Source organism: Corallococcus interemptor, from assembly GCF_003668875.1.
GTDB classification, from domain to species: Bacteria; Myxococcota; Myxococcia; order Myxococcales; family Myxococcaceae; genus Corallococcus; species Corallococcus interemptor.
Genome location: NZ_RAWM01000045.1, coordinates 25,667 through 48,345 on the forward strand (window position 1 = coordinate 25,667; position 22,679 = coordinate 48,345).

The 22,679-nt window shown below is 73.2% G+C and carries 14 protein-coding genes; 1 reads left to right on the plus strand and 13 read right to left on the minus strand.

Features of this window, described 5'->3' with window-relative positions:
• Positions 1-22 precede the first annotated feature (22 nt).
• On the plus strand, positions 23-925 hold the full coding sequence (locus tag D7X96_RS18365) for a hypothetical protein (RefSeq protein ID WP_121770315.1): 903 nt from the start codon (positions 23-25) through the stop codon (positions 923-925).
• On the opposite strand, the gene D7X96_RS18370 is transcribed toward D7X96_RS18365, so the two are convergent.
• The 13 genes from D7X96_RS18370 to D7X96_RS18430 form a co-directional block, all read right to left on the minus strand.
• A complete protein-coding gene (locus tag D7X96_RS18370; protein WP_121770316.1) occupies positions 907-4,113 on the minus strand; it encodes a CHAT domain-containing tetratricopeptide repeat protein in 3,207 nt (1,068 codons plus the stop codon). The two genes, D7X96_RS18365 and D7X96_RS18370, sit on opposite strands and share 19 nt — an antisense overlap.
• 105 nt (positions 4,114-4,218) lie before the next feature.
• The gene (locus D7X96_RS18375; protein ID WP_121770317.1) at positions 4,219-4,863 is read right to left on the minus strand and encodes a class II aldolase/adducin family protein; all 645 of its coding nucleotides are present in this window, start codon (positions 4,861-4,863) and stop codon (positions 4,219-4,221) included.
• Entirely contained in the window at positions 4,860-5,975 is a 1,116-nt protein-coding gene (gene mtnA, locus D7X96_RS18380) for an S-methyl-5-thioribose-1-phosphate isomerase (protein WP_120548458.1), read from the minus strand. The genes D7X96_RS18375 and mtnA overlap by 4 nt, the downstream gene beginning before the upstream one ends.
• A gap of 26 nt (positions 5,976-6,001) precedes the next feature.
• Complete coding sequence (locus D7X96_RS18385) at positions 6,002-6,886, minus strand: S-methyl-5'-thioadenosine phosphorylase (RefSeq protein ID WP_121770318.1); 885 nt, start codon at positions 6,884-6,886, stop codon at positions 6,002-6,004.
• 21 nt (positions 6,887-6,907) lie between these two features.
• Positions 6,908-7,609 (minus strand): acireductone synthase, encoded by a 702-nt coding sequence (gene mtnC / locus D7X96_RS18390; protein ID WP_121770319.1) that lies wholly within the window; start codon positions 7,607-7,609, stop codon positions 6,908-6,910.
• Positions 7,606-8,151, minus strand: a complete 546-nt coding sequence (locus tag D7X96_RS18395) for a 1,2-dihydroxy-3-keto-5-methylthiopentene dioxygenase (protein WP_121770320.1) — start codon at positions 8,149-8,151, stop codon at positions 7,606-7,608. Before D7X96_RS18395 ends, mtnC begins: the two co-directional genes overlap by 4 nt.
• On the minus strand, positions 8,148-8,777 hold the full coding sequence (locus D7X96_RS18400; protein ID WP_121770321.1) for a methylthioribulose 1-phosphate dehydratase: 630 nt from the start codon (positions 8,775-8,777) through the stop codon (positions 8,148-8,150). The genes D7X96_RS18395 and D7X96_RS18400 overlap by 4 nt, the downstream gene beginning before the upstream one ends.
• A 123-nt stretch (positions 8,778-8,900) precedes the next feature.
• Entirely contained in the window at positions 8,901-9,713 is an 813-nt protein-coding gene (locus D7X96_RS18405) for an alpha/beta hydrolase (RefSeq protein ID WP_121770322.1), read from the minus strand.
• Positions 9,714-9,747: 34 nt separating this feature from the next.
• Complete coding sequence (locus D7X96_RS18410; protein ID WP_121770323.1) at positions 9,748-10,986, minus strand: serine/threonine-protein kinase; 1,239 nt, start codon at positions 10,984-10,986, stop codon at positions 9,748-9,750.
• 98 nt (positions 10,987-11,084) lie between these two features.
• The gene (ddpX, locus tag D7X96_RS18415; protein WP_120548465.1) at positions 11,085-11,690 is read right to left on the minus strand and encodes a D-alanyl-D-alanine dipeptidase; all 606 of its coding nucleotides are present in this window, start codon (positions 11,688-11,690) and stop codon (positions 11,085-11,087) included.
• Positions 11,690-12,385, minus strand: a complete 696-nt coding sequence (gene queC, locus D7X96_RS18420; RefSeq protein ID WP_121770329.1) for a 7-cyano-7-deazaguanine synthase QueC — start codon at positions 12,383-12,385, stop codon at positions 11,690-11,692. The genes ddpX and queC overlap by 1 nt, the downstream gene beginning before the upstream one ends.
• 58 nt (positions 12,386-12,443) lie before the next feature.
• Positions 12,444-13,058, minus strand: a complete 615-nt coding sequence (locus D7X96_RS18425; RefSeq protein ID WP_120548467.1) for a hypothetical protein — start codon at positions 13,056-13,058, stop codon at positions 12,444-12,446.
• 13 nt (positions 13,059-13,071) lie between these two features.
• Entirely contained in the window at positions 13,072-22,611 is a 9,540-nt protein-coding gene (locus tag D7X96_RS18430) for a flagellar hook-length control protein FliK (protein WP_121770324.1), read from the minus strand.
• Between the last annotated feature and the right edge of the window lie 68 nt (positions 22,612-22,679).

A 22,679-nucleotide genomic window follows, 5' to 3' on the forward strand; every position in this document is an offset into this window, starting at 1 on the left:
AGGGGGGCAAGGAGACTGCCCCATGCTCACGAAGCTTCTGTCCCGCCCCCTCACGCTGGCTCCGGCCCCGAAGCCCGTGGTCCCCGCCGCGCTCCCGACGAAGGCTCCCATCCAGAACACGGCGGTGCGCGCGTTCCAGGGCGCCAGCGGCTTCGAGTCGGTCCGGCCCGCGAAGCCCCTCCTGCCCCCGCTTCCGCCCCTGGGGCCCGGCGACCTCGGGAAGCTCATCAACCCCCGCCGCGCCGCCGTGACGGAGGCCCTGGAGACGGGCAACACGGTGCCCTTCACCAACACGGACGGGAAGACGGAGCAGGTCTCCATCACGCCCGTGCCCGTGCCCTTCGGCGACAACGACATCTACGCCGTGCGCGTCGGTGACGACACGTTCACCGTCTCCATCGAGCGGGGCGGTGACGTGGACGCGGCGAACGTGCTGAGCCAGCTCGTCGATTCGTACAGCGAGACGCCGGAGGACCTGCGGGGCTCGCTCGAGCGCGTCGTCATCAAGAAGGATCCGGATCCGGACAACGCCGCCGCGCGGGCTGGAGACGGCACCATCACGTTCTATGACGGCGAAGCCACCGTGACGGACGACATCTTCCATCACGAGATTGGCCACCTCATCGGCCGCCAGGTGGAGGATGCCAACGACAGCTTCCTGTCCGGCTTCTTCGAGAGGCTCAGGGGCGAGCCCCCTCCCATCCCCGAAGGCTGGGCGGAGGCCGCCGCGGCGGACGGCAACCACCTCAACGACTACACGGAGGACAGCTTCAACGACTCCGGCGTCTACACGGAGGACTTCGCGGAGGCCTGGTCCGAGTACATGCGCGCGCTCGACGGCGGCCCGGAGGCGCTGGCCGCGTTCGAGCAGCTGTACCCCGAGCGCTCCGGAATCCTCGAGGACATCTACCCTCCGCCGGCCTGATCCAGCAGCCGCAGCGGCGTGTCGCGCCCCATGGCGATGAAGGGCGCCCAGTAGTGCGGATGGGGCTGTGCCTTGCGCAGCTCCCGCATCGCTTCGCGCAGCGCCGTGGCCAGGCCTTCGCCTCCGAGCAGGTGGCGGTAGTAGGTCTCCATCAACGTGCGCGTCGTCGCGTCGTCCACCTTCCAGAGGCTCATCACCACCGTCTCCGCCCCCGCCACCAGGAAGGCCCGGCGCAGACCGTAGACGCCCTGGCCCCGGCGGACCGCGCCACGGCCCGTGTCACATGCGGACAGGACCACCAGCTGCGTGCCCCACAGGTCCAGGCCCGCCAGCTCCAGCGCCGTCACCAGCGTGCTGTCGGACGCGCTCGTCTTCGCCGTCTCCCCCGCCAGCAACAGGCCGGAGCGCAGCAGCGGATCCGGCGGACGCGCGGCCTGCGGATCCTCTCCCAGCGCTCCGAAGGTCGCGACCGCCCGCGTGTTCTCCGGCGCGGCGGCGTCCTCCAGGAAGAAGCCGTGCGTCGCCAGGTGCAGGATGCCCGGCGTGCGCAGGTGCAGCAGCCGGTCCTTCGTCGCCTTCGACCCCAGGAACAGCTGCGCCTGCGGGAACAGCCGCTGGATGGCCTCCGCCTCCTCGCGCGAGCCCGGCAGCGGAACCGGCGCCCAGTCGCGCGCCACCAGGTCCTCGCGCCGCAGGGAAGGCGAAGGTGAACGCTCAGCCACCACGGGCGCGCTTCCCGTGGTGGCCTGCATGCCCGTGTTGAAGGCCGGATCCGCCAGCACCACCACCGAGGACGCGGGCGCCGGTTGCTGGGGACGCGGCAGCAGGTCCTTGCCGGAGGTGACGTAGGTGAAGTCGTAGGCGTCCACCAGGTACTGCTTCCCGTCGTGCAGCGCCGCGAAGGGCACCAGCGCCAGCTGACCATCCGGTGAGAGGAAGAGCCGGCGGGCCTTCCCCAACAGCGGCAGCAGCGGCTGGAAGGCGAGCCGGTAGAGCGCCTGGGCCGGGTCCTCGAAAGCCGCGTCCCGGCGGGCCAGCGCGTCCCGCAGGCTGGAGGCCGCCGCTTCGATGGGCGCCGCGGGCCCCAGGTCCAACGCGCGGATGTCCCCGCGCGGCAGCAGCACCAACGCCAGACACCGCAGCTGGGGCTCACGGGTCCCCGGCACCAACGGACGGTCCTCGTAGGTGATGAACTCCACCAGGGCGCCGTCGCCCGGCAGGGCCTTGGCGACACGGCCGACGATGTCATCCGGCGAGGGCAGCGCGGCCAACGCGCGCAGCGGCGCGGAGCGGCTGGCGAGCGTCGCCTCCAGCGCGTCGCCCTGCGCCGTCAGCGCCATGAGCTGCTGCTGATACGCGGAGGGCGTGAGCGCGCCGGGCCCGTGCAGCGAGAGGCTGGCCAGCTGGGTGCGCAGCTTGCGCAGCTGCTCGAAGGTGCCGCGCTCCTCCGCGCCCAGGCTCCGGTAGACCGCGCGCGAGATGTCCGCGGTCTCCTCCACGGAGCGGCCCTTGAGCAGCAGCGCGGCGCTCAAGGCCAACCGCCGGATGTCCGCGGAGTCCGGGTGCGCTCGCACGAGCGCGTAGAGCTGCTCCTCGTCCGCGCGCAGGTGCTGGAGGAAGCTGGACAGCCGCGCCTCGGAGAACTCGAGCGCCTCGCGGCGCAGGCGCTGCTCGGACACGCCGAAGGCCCGCGTGAACAGGGGCACCGCTTCGTCCACGCGGTGCTGCGCCAGACGCAGGAGCGCCAGGTTGTTGAGCGACGTCGCGAGGTCCGGATGGTTCCTGCCCAGCACGGCCTCCCGGATGGCCAGCGCGCGCGCGTACAGCGGCTCCGCCTCGCTGTACTTCCCCTGGTCCCGGTAGAGGTTGGCCAGGTTGTTGAGCGACCCCGCGACGTCCGGGTGGTTGTGGCCCAGCACGGCCTCCCAGATGGACAGCGCGCGCGCATACAGCACCTCCGCCTGGCCGTACCGCCCCTGCTTCCGGTACAGCGTGGCCAGGTTGTTGAGCAGCGCGGCCACGTGCGGATGCTTCTTGCCGAAAGCCTTCTCCCAGAGGCCCAGCGCCCGCGCGTACAGCGGCTCCGCCCGCGCGTACTTCCCCTGCGCCTGGTAGAGCGTGGCCAGGTTGTTGAGCGCGGTGGCCAGGTCCGACGCGCTCGGGGTGGACGCCGCCTCCCGGATGGCGAGCGCGCGCGCGTACAGGGGCTCCGCCCGGTCATACAGCCCCTGGTCCTGATAGAGATTGGCCAGGTTGTTGAGCGAGTCCGCCACCAGCGGGTGCGTCCTGCCCAGCGCGGACTCGCGGATGGACAGCGCGCGCAGGCCCAGCGGCTCCGCGCGGCCGTACTGCCCCTGGTCCTGGTAGAGCGTGGCCAGCGTGTCCAGCGTGTCCGCGATCAGCGGATCCTCCTTGCCCAGCGCGGACTCCCGCAGGCCGAGCGCCCGCACGTAGAGCGGCTCCGCCCGGTGGTAGAGCCCCTGCTCCCGGTAGAGCAGCGCCAGGTTGTTGAGCGAGTCCGCGACGGTCAGGTGATGCTTGCCGAGCACCGTCTCCCGCAGATCCAACGCGCGCGAGTAGAGCGGCTCCGCGCGGCTGTAGAGCCCCTGCTGCTGGTAGAGGTTGGCCAGGTTGTTGAGGGACTCGGCGTAGGCGGACTGGTTCTCGCTGAGGACCGCTTCCTGGCTGGCGAACGCGCCCATGCGGCGGCGCTTGTCCATGCTGAACAGGTTGTTCGTCCGGCGGGACAGCGCGTGTCCGTGGTCGTAGAAACCGCCGGCCTGCCGGTCCGGCTCCATCATGGGTGAAGCGGCGAAGCCGAGCAGCCGGGCCACCGTGACGTTCTTCGCCGCGTCGTCGTTCACCACCGCTTCCCGGATGGCCAGCGCGCGCTCGTGGAGGACGCCCGCCCGGGCCAGGTCCCCCTGGAGCCGGTACAGCTCTCCCAGCAGGTTCAGGCAGTAGGCGACGTCCGGGTGCGACGCCCCGAGCACGGCCTCCCGCAGCGCCAGGGCCTGCTCACCGGGCGCCAGGGCCTCGGCGTACCGGCCCTCGTCGTAGAGCGTCGCGGCCTGCTCGAAGGCCTGGAGCGCGTCCTTCAGCCGGGGGTCCGTGGGCTCGCGCCCCGCCGGCATGAGCGAGGCACATCCCAGTGCCATCATCACCATGCACCCGAGAACCCACCGCATGCCGACTCCTCCTGAGGACCGGGGATGACCCACCCGGGCCGCCCCTTCCCGACTTAGAGGCAGGGACCCACGGAATCATGCAGGAACGTGTGCGCGACGCACTTCCTACTGCCCATACCCCCGGAATTGCTGGAAGACGCGCTCCATCTCGGCGTCGTCCAGCACCACGGGCTCCCCAATCTGGAGCGCCCGCCAGTACATGGCGGCCAGCGTCTCCACCTCCACCGCCAGCTTCCAGGCCGCTGGCAGGTCCGCGCCCACGGCCACCATGCCGTGGTTGGCCAGCAGGCACGCCTTGCGGCCCTCCAGGGCCACCATCATGTGCCGCGCCAGCTCCGGCGTGCCGAACGTCGCGTACTCCGCGCACCGGATGTCCGTGCCGCCCGCGGCGGACACCATGTAGTGGAACGCGGGGATGCCCCGGCGCAGGCACGCCAGCGTGGTGCTGAACATGCTGTGCGCGTGCAGCACCGCGCCCACCTCCGGCCGGGCCTGGAGGATGTCCCGGTGCAGCTGCCACTCGGTGGACGGCCTGCGGGAGCCCTGGTGCGAGCCGTCGAAGCGCATGAGGACCAGGTCCTCCGGCGTCATCGTCTCGTAGTTCATCCCGGACGGCGTGAGGAGGAAGCCGCCCTCCACGCGCTGGCTCAGGTTGCCGGACGTGCCCTGGTTCAGCCCGGACGTGTTCATCCGCCGCGCGGTGGCCACCATCGCCTCGCGCAGCGCCTGGTGGCCTCCGGCTCCGCTCACTTCGCCGCGCTCCGCGGGGCGCGCCGCTCCGGGAAGAGCGACAGCATCCCCTCCTCCGTGGCCGGACACACGCCGCGCTCCGTGATGAGCGCCGTCACGAGCCGCGCGGGCGTCACGTCGAAGGCGTAGTTCGCGGCGGGGCTGCCCGGCGGCGTAATCCGCACCGTGGCGATGTCCCCCGAAGGCAGCCGGCCCGTCACGTCGCTGAGCTCCGTGCCTTCGCGCTGCTCGATGGGGATCTCCTTCACGCCGTCCTGGAGGGTCCAGTCGATGGTGGGCGAAGGCAACGCGACATAGAAAGGCACGCCGTTGTCCTTCGCGGCCAGCGCCTTGAGGTACGTGCCAATCTTGTTCGCCACGTCCCCGCGCGCGGTCGTGCGGTCCGTGCCGACGATGCACAGGTCCACCTCCCCGTGCTGCATCAGGTGGCCGCCGACGTTGTCCGCGATGACGGTGTGCGGGACGCCGTGCTGTCCCAGCTCCCACGCCGTCAGCACCGCGCCCTGGTTGCGAGGGCGCGTCTCATCCACCCAGACGTGCAGCGGCAGGCCCGCGTCGTGCGCCAGGTACATGGGCGCCAGCGCCGTGCCCCAGTCCACCGTGGCCAGCCAGCCGGCGTTGCAGTGGGTGAGGACGTTGAGCCGCCCCTTGCGGCCCTTCTTGTCCCACGCCTCCTGGAACAGCTTGAGCGCGTGCTCGCCGATGGCGCGGTTGATGGCCACGTCCTCGTCGCACAGCGCCGCCGCCTGTTTGTAGGCCGCCGCCACGCGCTCGGAGGGCTTCAGCGGCGCGAGCACCTGGCGCATCCCGTCCAGCGCCCAGTGCAGGTTCACCGCCGTGGGCCGCGTGGCCCGGAGCATGGTCAGCGCCTTCTCCAGCGCGCCATCGGACGCGTCCTGCCGCATGGCCAGGCACACGCCGTACGCCGCCGTGGCGCCGATGAGCGGCGCGCCGCGCACCAGCATGCTGCGGATGGCGTGGCCCGCCTCATCCGCCGTGGACAGCTTCACCTTCACGAACGCGTGCGGCAGGCGCGTCTGGTCGATGACGCCGACGCTCCAGCCGTCGGACTCGACCCAGATGGAGCGCATCGGAACGCCTTGGACTTTCATCGCCGTGTCTTCCTTGTTCCGTGCGTTCAGCGCTTGAGGACGCGGCCCGCCACCGCGGAGAGCTTCTCCACCATGGCCGGGTCGCGCGCGTCGGGCGACGTCATGATGGCGTGCTCCAGCGCCGTCTGGCAGCCGGCCTTGCACAGGGCCGAGTGCTGGCTCACGAGCGGCGCGATGTTCTTCACCAGCCCGCGCGCCTTGCCCGCGTTGCCCAGCAGCACCGCGACCACCTGGTCCACCGTCACCGCGTCGTGGTCCGGATGCCAGCAGTCGTAATCCGTGACCATCGACACGCTCGCGTAGCAGATCTCCGCTTCACGGGCGAGCTTGGCCTCCGGCATGTTGGTCATGCCAATCACGTCGCAGCCCCACTGCCGGTACAGCTTGCTCTCCGCCAGCGTGGAGAACTGCGGGCCCTCCATCACCAGGTACGTGCCGCCGCGCACGACCTTGAGGTCCAGGCCCTCGCACGCGGCCATCACCGCGTCGCCCAGGCGCGAGCACGTGGGCTTCGCCATGGACACGTGCGCCACCAGCCCCTGCGAGAAGAAGCTCTTCGTGCGCGCGAACGTGCGGTCCACGAACTGATCCACCACCACGAAGGTGCCCGGCGGCAGGTCCTCGCGCAGGCTGCCCACCGCGGAGACGGAGAGGATGTCCGTGACGCCGCTGCGCTTGAGCGCGTCGATGTTGGCGCGGAAGTTCAGCTCCGACGGCGGAATCTTGTGCCCCCGGCCGTGGCGCGGCAGGAACACCACCGGCTGGTCGCCGATGCGGCCGAAGCAGAACTCGTCCGACGTCTCGCCGAAGGGCGACGACACCCGGCGCCACGACACGTCCGTCAGGCCGTCAATCTGATACAGGCCGCTGCCGCCGATGATGCCCAGCACGGGCTTGTTGGAACTCGACATGGGGAGACTCCGCTAGGGATTTCAGGACACGTGCGCGAACGGATTCAGCGACGTGAAGTCATGGAACACCGGGTGCCCGTGGCCCGGCGGCAGGGCCACCTCGCCCCGGTCCAGGGCCGCGGTGCGCAGGCCCGCCTGCTTCGCCGCGTCCAGCTCCGCCGTGTTGTCGGAGAGGAACAGGATGTCACCGGGCGCAAGCTCCAGCGCCTGGGCAATCTTCGTGTACGACGCTGACTCCACCTTGGGCCCGGTGGTGGTGTCGAAGTAGCCGGAGAACACCAGCGTCAGGTCCCCCTCCACGCTGTAGCCGAAGATCAGCTTCTGCGCGGCGATGCTGCCGGAGGAATAGACATACAAACGCAGGCCCTTGGCGTGCCATTCGCGCAGGGCCTTCGCCGCGTCCGCGTGGACGTGGCCTTTGAGCTCACCGCGCGCGTAGCCGTCCGCCCAGATGAGCCCCTGGAGTGTCTTGAGGGGCGTGGCCTTGCGGTCTTCATCCAGCCAGCGCTGGAGCAGGGCCACGGTGCCCACGTCGCCCAGTGCCGGCTCGCCCGCGAGCGTGCGCGCGTCAGACAGGCACTGGCGCACGGCGGCCTCCTGGCCGTGCGTGGCGACGTACTCTGCCAGGTGCTTCCGGGCGAAGGGGAAGAGCACGTCCTTCACGAAGGCGATGGAGCTGGTGGTGCCTTCGATGTCCGTGACGACGGCCTTGGGAGCACTCACGGCGCGTACTTCGGGAAGCGCTCGGCGATGGTCTCGCCGGTGAAGTGGCCCACCCAGCCGTCCGGGCGGATGAAGAAGCGGATGGCGGCGAAGCGGGGCTTCTCCCCCATGTCGAACCAGTGCTTCATGCCTTCCGGCACGCTGATGAGGTCGCCGCGCGTGCACTCCACCTGGAAGACCTTGTCGCCCGCGTGCAGGTAGAAGCAGCCGCTGCCCTCCACCATGATGCGCGACTCGTCCTCGGTGTGGGCGTGCTCGGAGAGGAACTTCGCGCGGGCCGCCTCCACGTTGGGGGCGTCCGGCTTGATGCGCGCCACGTCCACCGTGTTGTACCCGTGGGCCTTCATCTCCGCGTCCACGATGTGCTTGTAGGCCGCGAGAACCTCTTCCTGGCCCGCGCCGTCCGGCAGGTCCACGGACGCGTTCACGCGCTCGAAGCGCACGCCCGCGGGCCTCAGCTCGCGACGGATGTCCTCGGGCTCGGTGTAGACGCCCAGCGGCGTCTCCGGCTGGTGGTCGTTGTAGACAATCAGCTTGCTCATCGCCGCACCTTCATCTTCTCGAGTTCGTACGTCAGCAGGTGTTCCAGCGCCACCACGTGGCGGCGCGCCTCGGCCATGCTCCGGCCCCAGGTGTAAAGCCCGTGGCCGGCAATGAGATACGCGACCAGGTCCGTGCGCTTCGCGAGCATCGCGGTCACCTTCTCCGCGAGCCGGGGGATGTCCTGATCATTGGGGAAGATGGGGATGGACACCGCCGTCTCGTGCGTGCGCGTGTCGCCCAGGGCCTTGAGCAGTTCGAAGTCCTGGAGCACCAGCTCGCCTTCCGGCAGGCGCAGGTTCGACAGGAGCGCGGCCACCACGGAGTGCGTGTGCAGCACGGCCTGCGCCTCCGGGCAGTCCCGGTACAGCTGCAGGTGCAGCGGCGTCTCCGCGGAGGAGCCCTTGGGCGGCGGCGCGTGGATGTCCGCGACCAGGATGTCCGCCTCCACCAGCTCTCCCTTGTCCACGCCGGAGCGGGTGACGGCGCAGGTGCGGGCATCCAGCCTGCGAGAGAAGTTGCCGCTGGTGGCGGGCACGAAGTTGCGCACGCTCAGGAAGCGGCCCACTTCGACGATTTCACGGGCCGCTTCGGACAGGGTCGCGGCGGGGACCGGGTCGACGTTCATCCATCCCTCGGGGGAGCGTGAGGACGCGATGAAACATCGCGTTGATGACACGGAGCATAATCCGGGGGTCGACGGTAGGCGCAAGGGAACGCGACGCAGGACGTCACACGGTTCCCCGGTGGTTCATGTGCCGTCGAGCGCGAACGTGGCCAGCCGCGCGAACTCCTGCTGACCGTTCCCCTCCAGCACGTCGTTGTGGTGGGCGCCCGGCACGGTCACCACGCGGGCATGCGGGAAGCGCTGGCCCAGCGTGCGGCCCATGTCCACGGGGACCACCTCGTCCTCTTCGCCGTGGATGATGAGGACGGGGATGGGGATGTCCTTCGCCTTGTCGAGCGACGGGTACCGGTCCCGCATCAGCAGCGACGCGGGCAGGAACGGCAGCGTGCGCTGGCCCATGGCGACCATGGACGTGTACGGGGACACCAGCACCATGCGCGCGCCGTAGCCGCGCCGGGCCATCTCCACCGCGACGCCGGTGCCCAGGCTGCGCCCGCTGAGCACGATGTCCTCCGGCTTCACGCCCTGCTCGCGCAGGAACTGGAGCGCGGCCTCCGCGGACGCGTACAGCCCCGCCTCCGTCGGGCTGCCCGGCGACGCGCCGTAGCCCGGGTACTCCACCGCGAGGAAGCCCAGCCCCACGTCTCCCAGCGCCTGGCCAAAGCCCCGCTGCCCCAGCAGCTGCTCGCCGTTGCCGTGGAAGTGCACCACGGTGGGCGCTCCCGGGGGCGCTGGCAGATAGAAGCGGTCCACGTTCAGGCCGGTGGCCAGCGGCACCACGCCGAAGCCGGGCTGGTCCCGCAGTCTCGCGGGCTCCGTGCGGGGCGCGGGGTAGATGAGCGAGCGCTGCGCGGCGAAGGCGATGGCGCACAGCGCGAAGTACAGCATGCCAAGGATGAGGACGAAGGCCATGAGGGGGCGACGGACGCGTTGCACGCCGCCACTCCATCACACCAGCGCCGCGTCCGCCTCAGTGCAGCAGCGCGCCGAAGAGCGACAGGCCCAGGTTCACCGCCGACGCGATGACCAGGCCCGCGCCCACCACGCCCGCCGCCGTGAGCGCCACGGGGTTGCGGTCCGCGATGCGCAGGCCCTGGTGCAGGGTCTTCTTCAGCATCGTGCGCTGGCACTGCACGTGGATGCGGCCCTCCAGCGCGGCGTGGAGCTGGCTCACCATGTCGTCCACGGATTCGAAGCGGTCCTTGGGGTCCTTGCTCATCCCCTTCTTCACGAACCACATCAGCTCCGCGGGCACCGGGCCCTGCGCGCTGTTCTTGTGCATGGACCCCATGTCCAGCGTGCGCGTCTGCACCGCCGTCATGATGTCCGGCACGGACTGGATGCCCTCCAGGTAGTGCGTCAGCGACAGGAGTTCGTGGAAGAGGACGGACAGGCTGTAGACGTCGCTGCGCGCGTCCATCGTGTCGTGCTCGCCGCGCGCCTGCTCCGGGGACATGTAGAGCGGCGTGCCCACCACGGAGCCCAGCTCCGTGTGCAGCGGCCGGGCCGAGTGCAGGTCCGTCTGCGCGCCAGCCGGGAGCGCCCTGGACGCGGACGCACCCACGCGGCGCGCGAGGCCCCAGTCCAGCACCGTCACCTCACCAAAGGGGCCCACCATGATGTTCGCGGGCTTCAGGTCGCGGTGGATGAAGCCCTTGCCGTGCGCGTACGCCACCGCGTGCAGCACGCCCAGGAAGATCTGCACCCGCACCTGGAACGGATAGCGCACCAGCGCGTCCAGCTCCGATTGGCGCAGCCGGGCGATGATGGACTCCAGCGTCTCGCCCTTCAGGTGCTTCATCAGGAAGTAGTACCGGCCCTGCTCATCCACGCCCACGTCGTGCACGGGCGCGATGTTCGGGTGGTCCAGCATGCCCACCGTGCGGATCTCCTCCACGAAGCGCAGCACGCGGTCCAGGTCCGCGCCCGGAGGCAGCCGCTTGAGCGCGACCTCCCGCTCGATGTCGTGGTCGCGGATGAGCACCACCTCACCCATGCCGCCCTGCCCCAGCGGGCGGACCTCCTCGAAGCGCTCGCGCTGGAGCGGAATCACGCTGGGCTGCTGGCCCTTCCACTCCACGCGCGGCAGCACCGTGTTGCGCCGCTGGGTCGTGGCGCCACCGGGCGCGAGCGTGGGCGCCAGTTGCTGCGCCCCCGAGTTCGGAGAAATGAGCGTGTTTTCCAGGCCGGCCGCGAGCGATTGACTCATGGGACGCCAGGAATAGCAGGCACTCCCCGCGCGCGCCCACTTACGCGCAGTCCTTGACGCAACCGCGCGAAACCACTGGGCCGGCAGGCGACCAGGCGTCACCCCTCGGGGGTGAAGGGCACATCCAGCACCGGCAATTTCGTAGCGCCGGGCAGGTCGTAATGCCACCACTCCATCCGGTTGCGCTTGAAGCCGGCGCCCTCCATGGCCTTGCGCAGCACCTCCCGGTGCTCACGCGAGGCGGGGGTGCCGCCGGTGTAGCCGTGGTGCGCCTTGGAGGTGAAGTCGTCGAAGGGGGTGGGCATCTCCACCTCCGCCCCGTCCTTCGTCACCAGGGTCAGGTCCACCGCCCCGCCCCGGTTGTGGTTGGAGCCCTTGCGCGGGTCCGCCACGTAGCCGGGCTTGGGCAATATCTTCCACATCTCGTACTGCACCGCGCGAGGGCGGTAGCAGTCGTAGACCTTCAGCCGGTAGCCCTGGGGGCGCAGCACGTCCGCGGCCTGCTTCAGGCGCTTCACCGAGTCCGGCAACAACAGACACCGCGCGCCGTCCGGGTACACCTGCCGCTTGAGGAAGTTGTCCTTCGTCGCGTAGCGCAGGTCCAGCACCAGGTCCGGGATGACGGTGGTGGCGTCCACCAGCTCGGCCTTCGGCGCGCCTCCGAGCAGTGCCAGGGTCAGCGTGAGGCCCGCGGCCGGGAGCATCAGCGCACCCCGTTCGTGTACACGGTGGGGTCCGGCACGCCCGCCTCCTGGAAGCCCTTCGCACGCAGGAGGCAGCTGTCGCAGCGGCCACACGCGCGGCCCTGGGCGTCCGGGTCGTAGCAGGAGTGCGTCATCCCGTAGTCCACGCCCAGCTTCACGCCGGCCTGGATGATCTGCGCCTTGGTGAGGCCGGACAGCGGCGCGTGCACCTTGAAGGTCGCGCCCTCCACGCCCGCCTTGGTGGCCAGCTGGGCCATGGCCTCGAAGGAGCGGATGAACTCCGGGCGGCAGTCCGGGTAGCCGCTGTAGTCCACCGCGTTGACGCCGATGTACAGGTCCGTGGCGCCCACCACCTCCGCCAGCCCCAGCGCCATGGAGAGGAACAGCGCGTTGCGCGCGGGCACGTAGGTGACGGGGACGTCGTGGGACATGGCGTCCTCGGTGCGGTCCTTGGGCACCGGGATGTCATCCGTGAGGGCGGAGCCGCCCACCTGCCTCAAGTCCACCGTCACCACGCGCACGTCGCGCACGCCCATGGTGGTGGCGACCTTCCTGGCCCGCTCCAGTTCCACCAAGTGGCGCTGTCCGTAGGCGATGGACAGGCACACCGGCTCGAAGCCGTCCGCCTTCGCCATCGCCAGGCACGTCGTTGAGTCCAGGCCTCCGGACAGGAGCACCACCGCACGCTTCGCCATTCCATCCTCCACTTCGGGGCGGCGCACGTTACACGACGGAAGCCAGGCCCCGGGTGTTTCAGTCGATGCGGTCGCCGCTCACCGTGTACACGGTGGTGCAGGTGGACGGGTTGCATTTACAGCTCGCGCTCCCGCTCTTGCTGGGCAGGAAGACGTCCGTGAGCGTGCCGCACGCGAGCGACACGTCGTAGCCGTTCTCCGTGGGCGCGGGGATGTCCCCCTCCGGCACGCCGCCGTCCAGGCGCTTGCAGTCGCGGGCCACGTTGCGCGCCTGGCTGTCGCTCAGGAGCATGACGTTCATGGCCTCCTCGATTTCGGAGTCCTCGCAGCCGGTGCCGCACGAGTCGCGGCGCGCGATGGCGCGGTGGGTGGAGGACACGCTCTGGCCGGTGTAGCCGGCGTCGCGGGAGAAGCCCTGCACGGTGAAGAAGCCCGTGCCCGCGTCGGTGTCGCGGGAGAAGGTGCCCTCGAAGAAGAAGCTGCCCGCGTCGTCCAGCTGCGCGAAGTCCCGCGAGCCCGCGTCGCACGTGGTGCGCGCCGCGTCCAGCTTCGCCTGGAAGCGGAACGTCCCCATCACCTGGTTGCCCGGGTAGACAGGGTCGGAGAAACAGCCCACCGCCACGGCCACGGCCGCCGCGGGGAAGAGCGCCACTGCCAGTCGCTTCAGGTGCATGACGCGCCCCAGGTTAGGCGTCCAGCGAAGCCAGGGCCAGTTGGCGGAAGGCCTCGCTGCGGGAGAGCACCGCGCCCACATCCACGCCCGCCGGGTCACCGCCGCGCACGTCCGAGTCCAGCCGCGCCAGCACGCGCCCCGCCGCCAGCGACGCGGGCATCGCGCGCCAGGCCGCCACCGCCGCGTCCTCCCACGCCAGCACCGCGCCGGGACGGGTGAGCTCCACGCCTTCCGAGCCCAGCGCCAGCGCCAGCGCGCACAGCCAGCCCAGCTCCACCGCGCCGAAGCAGCCGAGCGCGCCCGCGCCCAGCACCAGCGCGTCCGGCGACGTGAGGTACGCCTCCACGCCGCCACGCGGATCCACGGACACGCGCACGGCTTCGGCCCCCAGCGCTTCGAGCACCGGCTTCAGCGCGACGTGCAGCCGCGCGAGGCTGGCTTCCGACACCGGCACCAGACCGTCCGGCTCCGGGTGCTGGAAGTCCTGCTCGGGACGCGCGAGCTTGGAGACAGGAGCGCGCGGCGCGGGGGCGTCGCTGCCCACGAGCGCGGCGCCGATGCCATCCGTGCGCTCCGCCTCCGGACGTCCCAGGGCGTGCAGCGCCTCCGCGTAGAGCGTCCAGCCGTCCACGTCCGGCCACTTCTCACGCAGGAGCGCGGGCCAGAAGCGCACCGCGAGCACCGCGCCGTCCGGCGTCGGAGAGAAGCGCTCGGTCACCCAGCGCGTCAGCGCGGGCGTCAGCTGCTGCGCGTCCGCGAGCCGCTCCGCCAGGCGCACCGCCGGGCCCACGAGCTGCGCGTCCAGGTAGCCGCGCAGGATGACCTCCAGCTCGGCCGGGTCCTGCGTCAGGCGCTCGCGCAGCCGCAGCGCTTCGCCCACCAGGCCGCGCGCTTCCGCGAGCTTCACGCGGCGGGACAGACGCTCGTCCGTGTCCGGCAGCTGCTCCAGCTGCGTGGCCGCTTCGGCCCAGCGCTGCTGCGCTTCGTAGGCGTCCGCCAGACGCTCGCGGTACGGCGCCCACGCGTCCGCGCCCGCGAGCTTCGCGAGGGTGTCCGCCAGCGTGAGGAACACCGTGGACTCGCGCGCCTCGTCCACCAGCGCGAGCAGCGCGTGCACGGCGGCCAGGCTGTCCGCGTCGTCGGCGAGGGCTGCCTCGAAGGCCTCGCGCGCCTCGGCGGGCTGGGCCAGCGGGCCTTGCAGCAGCTCACCGCGCTCCAGGTGCAGCAGCGCGCGCGCCTTCGCGTCCTGGGTGTCCTGGGCGATGAGCGCCAGCGTGCGCTCGGCGGACTCCAGGCGGCCCAGCTCGCGCTCCAGGGTGTAGCGCTCGCGCAGCAGCTCCTCGCGGCGCGCGGGCCAGCCGTCCGCGGCGAAGGCCAGGGACTCCAGCCGCGCGGGCTCCGGCAGCGCGCGCACCTGGGTGAGGACCGCTTCGGCCAGGGACTCCGGCTCCAGGCCCAGCTCCGGCAACAGGAGCATCAGGCGCGCGGCGAGGCCGGGCTCCCCGGTCAGCTCCGCCAGGGCCCGCAGGCGCGAGAGCACCGGCGCGGGACGCGCGCGCAGCACCTCGTCGCGCAGCGCCACGGCGAAGGCGGTGTCGCGCTCGTGGGACAGGGCCGCCAGCTCCAGCAGGCCTTCCCACTCCGCGTCCTCGCGCAGCCCGTCCGCCAGCGCGGCGGCGTGGGCGGGGTCCGCGTCCGGCATCGCGCACAGCGCCCAGAGGGCCACGCGCGTGCGGGGCACGTCGCCCGCCTGCGCGGCCATGGCCAGCGCGTCGGTGTATTCGCCCGCGGCCATGGCGGGCGCGAAGCCCACGTCCAGCGCGCGCGCGAAGGCGCCCAGGCGGGCGAAGCGCTCGGCCAGCTCCGACGCGGACAGCATCTCCGGTGCGTCGGTGGCGATGCGCTCGACGACCTCCAGCGCCTCGCCCATCTCTCCGGCCTTCTCCCACAGGCCGGCGGCCTCCAGCAGCAGCGGCGGACGCTCTTCCGGCGCGGCGAGCCGGGCCGCCTGGAGCAGCGCACGGGCCGCGCGGGGCGCGTCTCCGGACGCACGGTGCAGGTGCGCGACGAGCAGCGCGGCGCGCAGATCCGGCTCCGTGGCGACGGCGGACTTCGCGGCCTTCAGCGCGTCTTCCAGCAGGCCGGCCTTCTCGAAGGCGCGCGCGGCGGCCACCAGCAGGGACACGCGCTGTTCGCCCGACGCGAGCTCCGCGCGGGCCACACGGACCTCCGCGCGGCGCGCGTGCGCGTCACCGAGCAGTGGCTCCAGGGCCTCCAGCGCGTCGGCGTAGCCAGCACCGGAAGCGCCCCGCGCCACCACGGCCTCCAACGCGTCGCGCGCGGCGTCCTCGCGGCCCGCGTCCTTCGCCAGCGCCGCGCACTCCAGCCGGAGGACGGCGGACTCGTCCGCGTCGTCCGTGAGCGGAATCAGCCGCTCCAGCGCGGCGAGCAGCTCCGTGGACTCCTTGCGCGCGCGCAGGCCGTCCACCAGCGCGCGCAGGGCGGCCGGGTTCTCAGGATCCGCTTCCGCCGCGCGGCGCGTGAGGGCCCACGCCGTGTCCGCGTCCGACAGCGACTCGTTCGCCACGGATGCGGCGGCGAGCAGCAGCTCCGCGGCGCGCGAGCCTCCCGCGGCCTCCGCGCCCGCTTCGTAGATGCCCAGCAGGTCGCCGTGGCGGCCCAGGGCGCGCAGGCCCTCCACCGCACGGTCGATGACGCCCGCGTCCGCCGGGCGCAGCCGGGCCAGCGGAACCAGCGCGTCGATGGCCTCGCGCGGATCATCGAAGAGGTCGGCCGCGCGGCGCAGCAGCACCTCTTCCGTCGCCGCGTCCTGGGCCCTGCGCGCCAGCTGCAACGACGCCCGGTACAGGCCAGGGCCGTTGCCCGTGCGCGAGTGCACCTCCGCGAGCAGCGACAGCGCCTCACCGCCGCGCGCGCCCTCTGGCTCCAGCGACACCACGGCTTCAAAGGCATCCGCCGCGTCGTGGAACGCGCCCGACGCGAGCGACGCATGGCCCAAACGCAGCCACGTGCGCACGCGCACCGGCACCGGCAGCGAGTCACCGCCCAGCGCCAGCACCCGGCGGTCGTACGGCTGCGCGGCGGCGGGGCCTCCGCCCTGGGCGGCCAGCTCCGCGCGTGCGCAGAGCGCATCCACGTCGCCGCCCGCGCGGCCCAGGTAGTCGTCGAAGGCCTCGGCGGCCTTGAGCGCTTCGCCCGCGTCCAGCAGGCGCTGGGCCCGCTCACGCAGCAGGGGCAGCGCTTCGTCGGGGGTCACCGCCTCCGCGCGCTGACCCAGCAGGTCCGCCAGCCGGCGCACGTCTCCGGCGGCGCGCTCGCGCACGTGCTGGAAGGCCTCCGCGTTGGCGGGGTCCAGCTCGAAGGCGCGGTCCTCGCAGAGGATGGCGCGCTCGCGGGCGCCCTCTTCGCGGAAGGCGTTCGCGGCGGCCAGGTAGCTCGCGGCGGCCTCGGCGGGCGTCTGGCGCTCGGCGCGGCGGAGCATCAGCTCGGCCAGGGCCTGGCGCTCGCCGCTCTCCTCCAGGAAGGCGCGGTGGCGCGTGAAGACGGGCTCGCGGAAGGGGTCCGCCTCCAACAGGATGGCGTCGAACTCCGCGGCGTCCGCGGGGCGGCGCACCTGGTGCAGCAGCTCCGCGGCCTGCGCGGTCAGGTTGAGGTCGTCCGGCTTCGCGGCGCGCGCGGCGATGAGCGCGGCGGCGGCGGCCTCCGGCTTGTTCGCGCGGTCGCGGTAGAGGACCGCGGCCTGGTACAGCAGCGCCGCGTGACGGTCGGCGTCGAGCTCCGACTCCGCGCACTCCTCGTACCAGGCGGCCAGCTCCGCGAGCCGGCCGTCGCGCTCCAGCAGCTCCGCGAGCAGGTCCTCGGCTTCCTTCAGCCAGCGGTCCTGACGCAGGGCCTGGCGCAGGAAGCCCTCTGCCTTCGGCGCGTCCGCGAGCTCGCCCAGGTGCAGGCGGGCCAGGCGCAGCAGCACCGCCGCGCCCTCGCGCGTGCCCGTCATCCGGGGCAGCCCGCGCTCCCACCACCGGGCCTCGGCGGCAGCGTCGTCGCGGCGCTCGGCCAGGGCCGCGCCCATGCGGGCGGTGTCCAGCTCCGCGGCCAATCCGAAGGCGCGCTCCAGCGAGGCCTCCGCCGCGTTCAGGTCCAGCTTCACGTCGCGCAGCAGCTCCGCGCGGCGGCGCTCGCACGCGGCGGCCTCGGCGTTGCGCTCCTCGTCGGCGAGCAGGTCCCGCGCGTTCGCGAGCGCCCGCAGCGCTTCGTCCGCGCGGCCCAGCGACTCCGCGAGCCGGGACTCTTCGTCCCAGGCCGCGAGCGCGGCGTCCACGTCTCCCGCTTCGAGGCTGAGCGCGGCCACCGGCTGGAGCTCCGCCAGCAGCTCCGACGTGCGGCCCGTCTCACGGTAGAGGGCGACGAGCCGGCGGCGCAGCGGCAGGGGCTCCTTCGCCATCTGCGCCGCGTGCGACAGGAGCGACGCGGCGATGGCCGCGTCCGCCAGCGCCTCGCGCGCCCGCTCCGCCAGCGACACCAGCCGCGCGACGGTGTCCTCGGACGGCGCCAGCACGCGCGCGTGGGCGACGCGCACCTCGAAGGCACCGCGCGGATCATCGCGCTCCAGCAGCGCGGACAGCCGCTCCACGGCGCGCTCGCACAGCGGACGCTGCGTGAGCAGGTACCGGTACGCGGCCACCGCGCGCTTCACGTCGCCGGACTGTTCGGCCAGGTCGCCCAGGCGCAGGCTGGTGGCCTCCGCCGCTTCCGGGGCCGCGCGGAAGTCCGCCGCCTGGACCAGGGCCTCCTGCAACGGCAGGGCTTCGCGCACCGCGCCGCGCAGGTAGAGCAGGTCCGCCAGCGTGGCCAGGTCCTCGCCCTTCGCGGGCACGCGCTGATGCGCGCGACGCGCCAGGGCCAGCGCCCGGTCCAGCTCCTGGGCCTGCCGCGCGTAGGTGACACCCTCGCGCAGCAATGCAGCGGCCTCGGCGGCGTCGGCGTCCTCCGCCGCGGCCTCCAGCAGGCCCGCGGCCTCCAGCAGCTCGCCACGGTCAGCGACCAGCGACACCAGCCGGCGGCGCACCGACGCGTCCGCGGGGGTCAGCCGCAGCGCCTGTCGCAGCGCGGCCTCGGCGGGCGCGCCCTGCCCCAACCGGTCGAGGTAGAGGCTCGCGAGTTCCGAGTAGAGCGACGCGGCGGCGGCGGGCTGCGCGTGGGGCGCCTCGGCGGCGAGCAACTCCGCGAGCCGGGCCCAGTCCTCCAGGTCGCGCAGCACGCGCTGCAACGCGAGCGTCGCTTCCTCGTGGCGCGGCGCCAGGGAGAGCGCGGCCTCCAGGTCGCTCGCGGCGGCCTCGCGGTCCTCCTGCCCTTCGAGCAGCGTGGCGCGCATGAGCAGCGCTTCCACGCGGCGGGCGGTGGGCCCCTGGCGCGCGGCCTCGGCCAGCGCGGCGGCTTCGTCGGCGGGCTTGCCGTCGCGGCGGGCCAGCTCCGCGAGCTGGAAGAAGGCATCGCACCGCGCGTCGGCGGGCAGCTCCAGCGCGATGGCGGCACGCAGCGCATCCCCGGCGGAGGCGCGCTCGTCCTTCTCCAGCAGCACGGTTGCCAGGGCCAGCAGCCGCTCCCGGGCGCGGGCGCCCAGGGTGGCATCGGCGGCCACGGCGCGGCGCCACGCATCCAGCTCGGCGGGCGCATCCGACGCCTCGCGCGCCAGCTCCGCCAGCATCAGGAGCAGCGGCGCGGGACGGCGCGACAGCTTCGCGGCCTGGGCGCAGTCATCGCGCGCGGGCCCCATACGGCCGGCGCTCCGGTGCAGCGTGGCCCGGCGCGCGAGCAGCTCGGCGCGAGCCTCACCCGACGCGGCGGACACCAGCGTGCCCAGCAGCTCCAGCCGTTCGGACTCTTCTTCCGGCGTGCCCGTGCCGGGCGGAGGCAGCAGGTCCAGCAGCGCCTGCGCCGCCCACGCGTCCTGCGGCTCCTCCGCCAGCAGGCTGCGCAGCGAATCCGCGGACGCGCTCGCGCGGCCCAGGGCGAGGCACAGCTCGGCCAGCTCGCGGCGGGCCTGACGGCGGGCGTCTCCGGAGAGGCGCGGCCACAGCTCCACCAGCAGGTCCGCCAGGGCCTCGCGGGCGCCGGCCTTGCGGTGCAGCGCGGCCAGCTCCAGCCGCGCGTCCAGGTCCTCCGGCACGCGCGCGCAGAACTCCGCGAGCAGCCGGCGCGCCGCGTCCGTGCGGTTGGCGCGCACGGCGGCGGTGGCGGCCTTGCGCGTGAGGGCCACGCGCTCCGCTTCGCGCGGGGCATCCACGTCCGCGGGCGGCAGGCCCAGCACCGCCTCGAAGTCCTCCAGCGCGGCGCGGGCATCCGTGGGCAGCCGCAGCTCACCCCGGCGGATGCGCGCGGGCGCGAACGTCGCGTCGCGCTCCAGCGCGTCGGCGAGGAAGGCCTCCTCGCGGCTCGTGCCCGCGGCCAGCAGCGACGCGCGGAAGAGCAGCTTCGCGCCCGCCCGGGCATCCGGCACCAGCGTGGCCCGCCGCGCGTACAGCCGCGCCGCCTCCAGCTTCTCGCCGCGCTCCAGCTCCAGCTCGGCCAGCGCCTCCAGCACCTCGGCGGCGAGCGGGCCCTCGGGGCTCGCCTCCAGCGCGGAGGCCAGGCGCATCAGCGCGGCGGCCTTCTCTCCACGCTCCAGCAGGGCACGAGCGCTCTGGAGGAACAGCGGCGCCGCCTCCTCCGCCCGGTCCGCGCCCGCCAGCGCCTGCGCGCGCGTGGCCCACAGCTCGGCCAGCGCCTGCGTCTCGCCGGCCTCCGTGTAGAGGGCCTCCAGCCGCGTGGCCAGCACGTCGTCCAGCCGCCGCAGCGGGAACGCCTGCGCGTACGCGGCGATGGCGCCCTCGCGGTCGCCCAGCAGTTCACACGCGCGGCCCAGCCGGGCGCGCACGTCCGCCAGCTTCTCCGGCGCCGCGGTGCGCGGCAGCGTGGCCAGCAGCGACTCCAGCGCGCGCCGGGCGTGCTCGGGCCGCTCGCAGCGCAGGCTCAGGTCCGCCAGGTCCAGCAGCACCGCCGCGTCCGGCGCCAGCCGCGCGGCCTTCTCCAGCGCCACCAGCGCGTCGCCCACGCGACCCAGCCGCGCCTCCAGCACGCCGGCCAGTTCGCGCAGCGCCGCCGCCGCCAGCCGCTTGTCGCCCTGCGCCTCGGCCACGCGCGCGCGGTCCTCCAGCGCCGTGGCCAGGCCCGCCAGGTCGGAGCGCTTGCGCTGCAACGCGCACAGTTCGCCCAGCGCCGGCAGGTCGTCCGGCTCCGCGCGCAGCACCTCCTGCAGCGCGTGCACGGCGAGGTCCAGGTCGAACGCCAGGTCGCGCGCGGCCACCGCGAGGCGGCGGTACTTCTGCGCCCGCTCCTTCGGCTCCGTCGTCAGCCGCGCCAGCGCCGCCAGGCACCGGGTGAGCTGCGCGCCGTCGCGGCGGGCCTCGGCCAGCGCCAGCAACGACTCCAGCGCGGGCCGGTGGTCGCCGTCCGCCTCCAGCGCGAGCGTGAGCAGCTTGTCGGCCTTGTCCGCCTGCTGGAGCTTGCCCCGGTACAGCTCACCGGCTTCGGCCCACAGCGCGGCGCGGGCCTTCGGCTCCTCCTTGAGCGCGGCGGCCTTCTCCAGCGCCTCGGCCAGCTCCTGCGAGCGGCCGGTGACGCGGAAGTACGGAATCAGCTCCTCCAGCGCCACGGCATCGCGCGGATCCAACGCGAGCGCCGCTTCCAGGTGCTCGCGCGCCCGCGCCGGGTCGCCCAGCTTCGTGCGCGACAGCCGCGCCAGCGCGTGGTGGCTCTCGTGCGCGGCGTGACGGACGCTCTCCGAGCGCGGCGCCGGCCCCGCCAGCTCCAGCGCCTGCTGGTAGCCGCTCAGGGCCTCCTGCAACCGGCCCAGGCCTTCCGCCACGCGCGCGGAGGCGAACAGCGGCTCCGGCTCACCGGGCAGCAGCGACACCGCCTCGCGGTAGCGCAGCAGCGCGTTCTCCGGCTGCTTCAGGCCCTCTTCCCACACGCGGCCCGCGAGCAGGTCCGCCTGTCCCACGCGGTCCAGCTCATGGCGCGCCATGGACACTTCGCGCAGCCGGTCCAGCGCCTTCAGCGCGCGCAGGTGCTCACCACCTCGGTGGCACAGCTCGCCGAGCAACAGCAGCGCGTCCGGCTGGTCCGGCGACAGGCGCAGCGCGGCCTCGCAGTGCAGCCGGGCCCCCGCGATGTCGTCCTCCGTCTGCGCGCACAGCCGCGCCAGGTGCACGTGCGCGTCCGCGGCCTCCAACGGATCGCGCGCCAGCGCCGCGAGCCGCCGGTACGCCCGCACCGCGCCCGCCCGGTCCCGAGCCTGGTCCGACGCGCGCGCCAGCGCCTTCAACGACGGCAGGTGGTCCGGCTTGAGGCCCAGCAGCTCATGCAGCGCCTTCACCGCCACCTGGGGCGCGGTGTCTCGCGAGGAGCGCGCGGCGGCCTCGGCGGCGAAGAACGCGGCGGCCTCTTCCGACGTGCGCCGAGCCAGCGCGCACAGCGCCAGGTAACGCTCGGCCGCGCGGGCACCCTCGCCCCGGCGCTCGCGCACCACGGCCTCGCCCCACAGCGCGGCAGGACTGCGGTCGCGACGCCGCGACAGCGTGGCCGCCACGTCCAGGGCCAGGTCGTGCGCCTGCGGATCCGCGACCAGCAGCGCCAAGAGCCGCTCCGCCGCGAACGGGTGCGCGTCCTGCGCGTCTCCGGCCTGGAGGTACGCCTGCCGCGCCTCCGCGAGCCGTCCCTGCGCGACCAGACCTTCCGCGTCCGCGAAGGCCCGGGCACCCTCCAGCGCCAGCATCAGCTCCTCGTCCGGCGCGGCGGGCGGGGGCAGCCCTCCGGCGGCGAAGCGCAGGCGCAGGCCCGTGCTGGAGACCTCCGCCGCGGACAGGCGCGCGGTGTCCAGCGTGGGCACCTTGTAGCCACGGCTCAGCGCGGCCAGCTCACACAGCGCGGGCAGCACGCGGGTGGAGAAGCCGGTGGCGCCGCGCACCTCCACGTCCGGCAAGAGGCCCAGCGCGCCCACGGCCTCCGACAACAGGCCCGGCAGCTGCACCGACGGCGTGGCGGAGAAGCCATACAGCCGCACGTCGTAGACGTAGACGGCCAGCCGGTCCCCATCCGCGTCGAAGGCGATTTTGAAGGTGAAGGGCGTGCGCTCCGGCGCGGGCAGCCGGCCCTGGCCCTCCAGGTAGCCGGGGCGGAAGTGCAGCCGCAGCTCCTCCACGCCCGCGAGCCGCCCGGCCAGCTCCGCCACCTTGCGCGTGACGAGGTCCGCGTCGACCGTCAGCTCCAGGAAGCCGAAGAGCAGCTTCTTGCGCTGGTAGCGCGTGGCGCCCGCGCTGACGTTGAACGGGAAGCTGACGTCCGGAATCTGGAGCGCGAAGTCGGCGATGCGCAGCCCGGGCTGGACCTCCAAGGCCGGAAAGCCCACGAACGCACGCCGATCCAGCAGGCGCAGCTCGGGGGCGGCGCCGGATGCGGGCGCGACGGGCTTGGGGGACTCGCTGTCGGTGGCCATCGGTGGAGGGTGGGGAGGCTACCATGACCCCTAAGCCCTGGAATTTTTAGGCAAACCCTTGGCTGGGA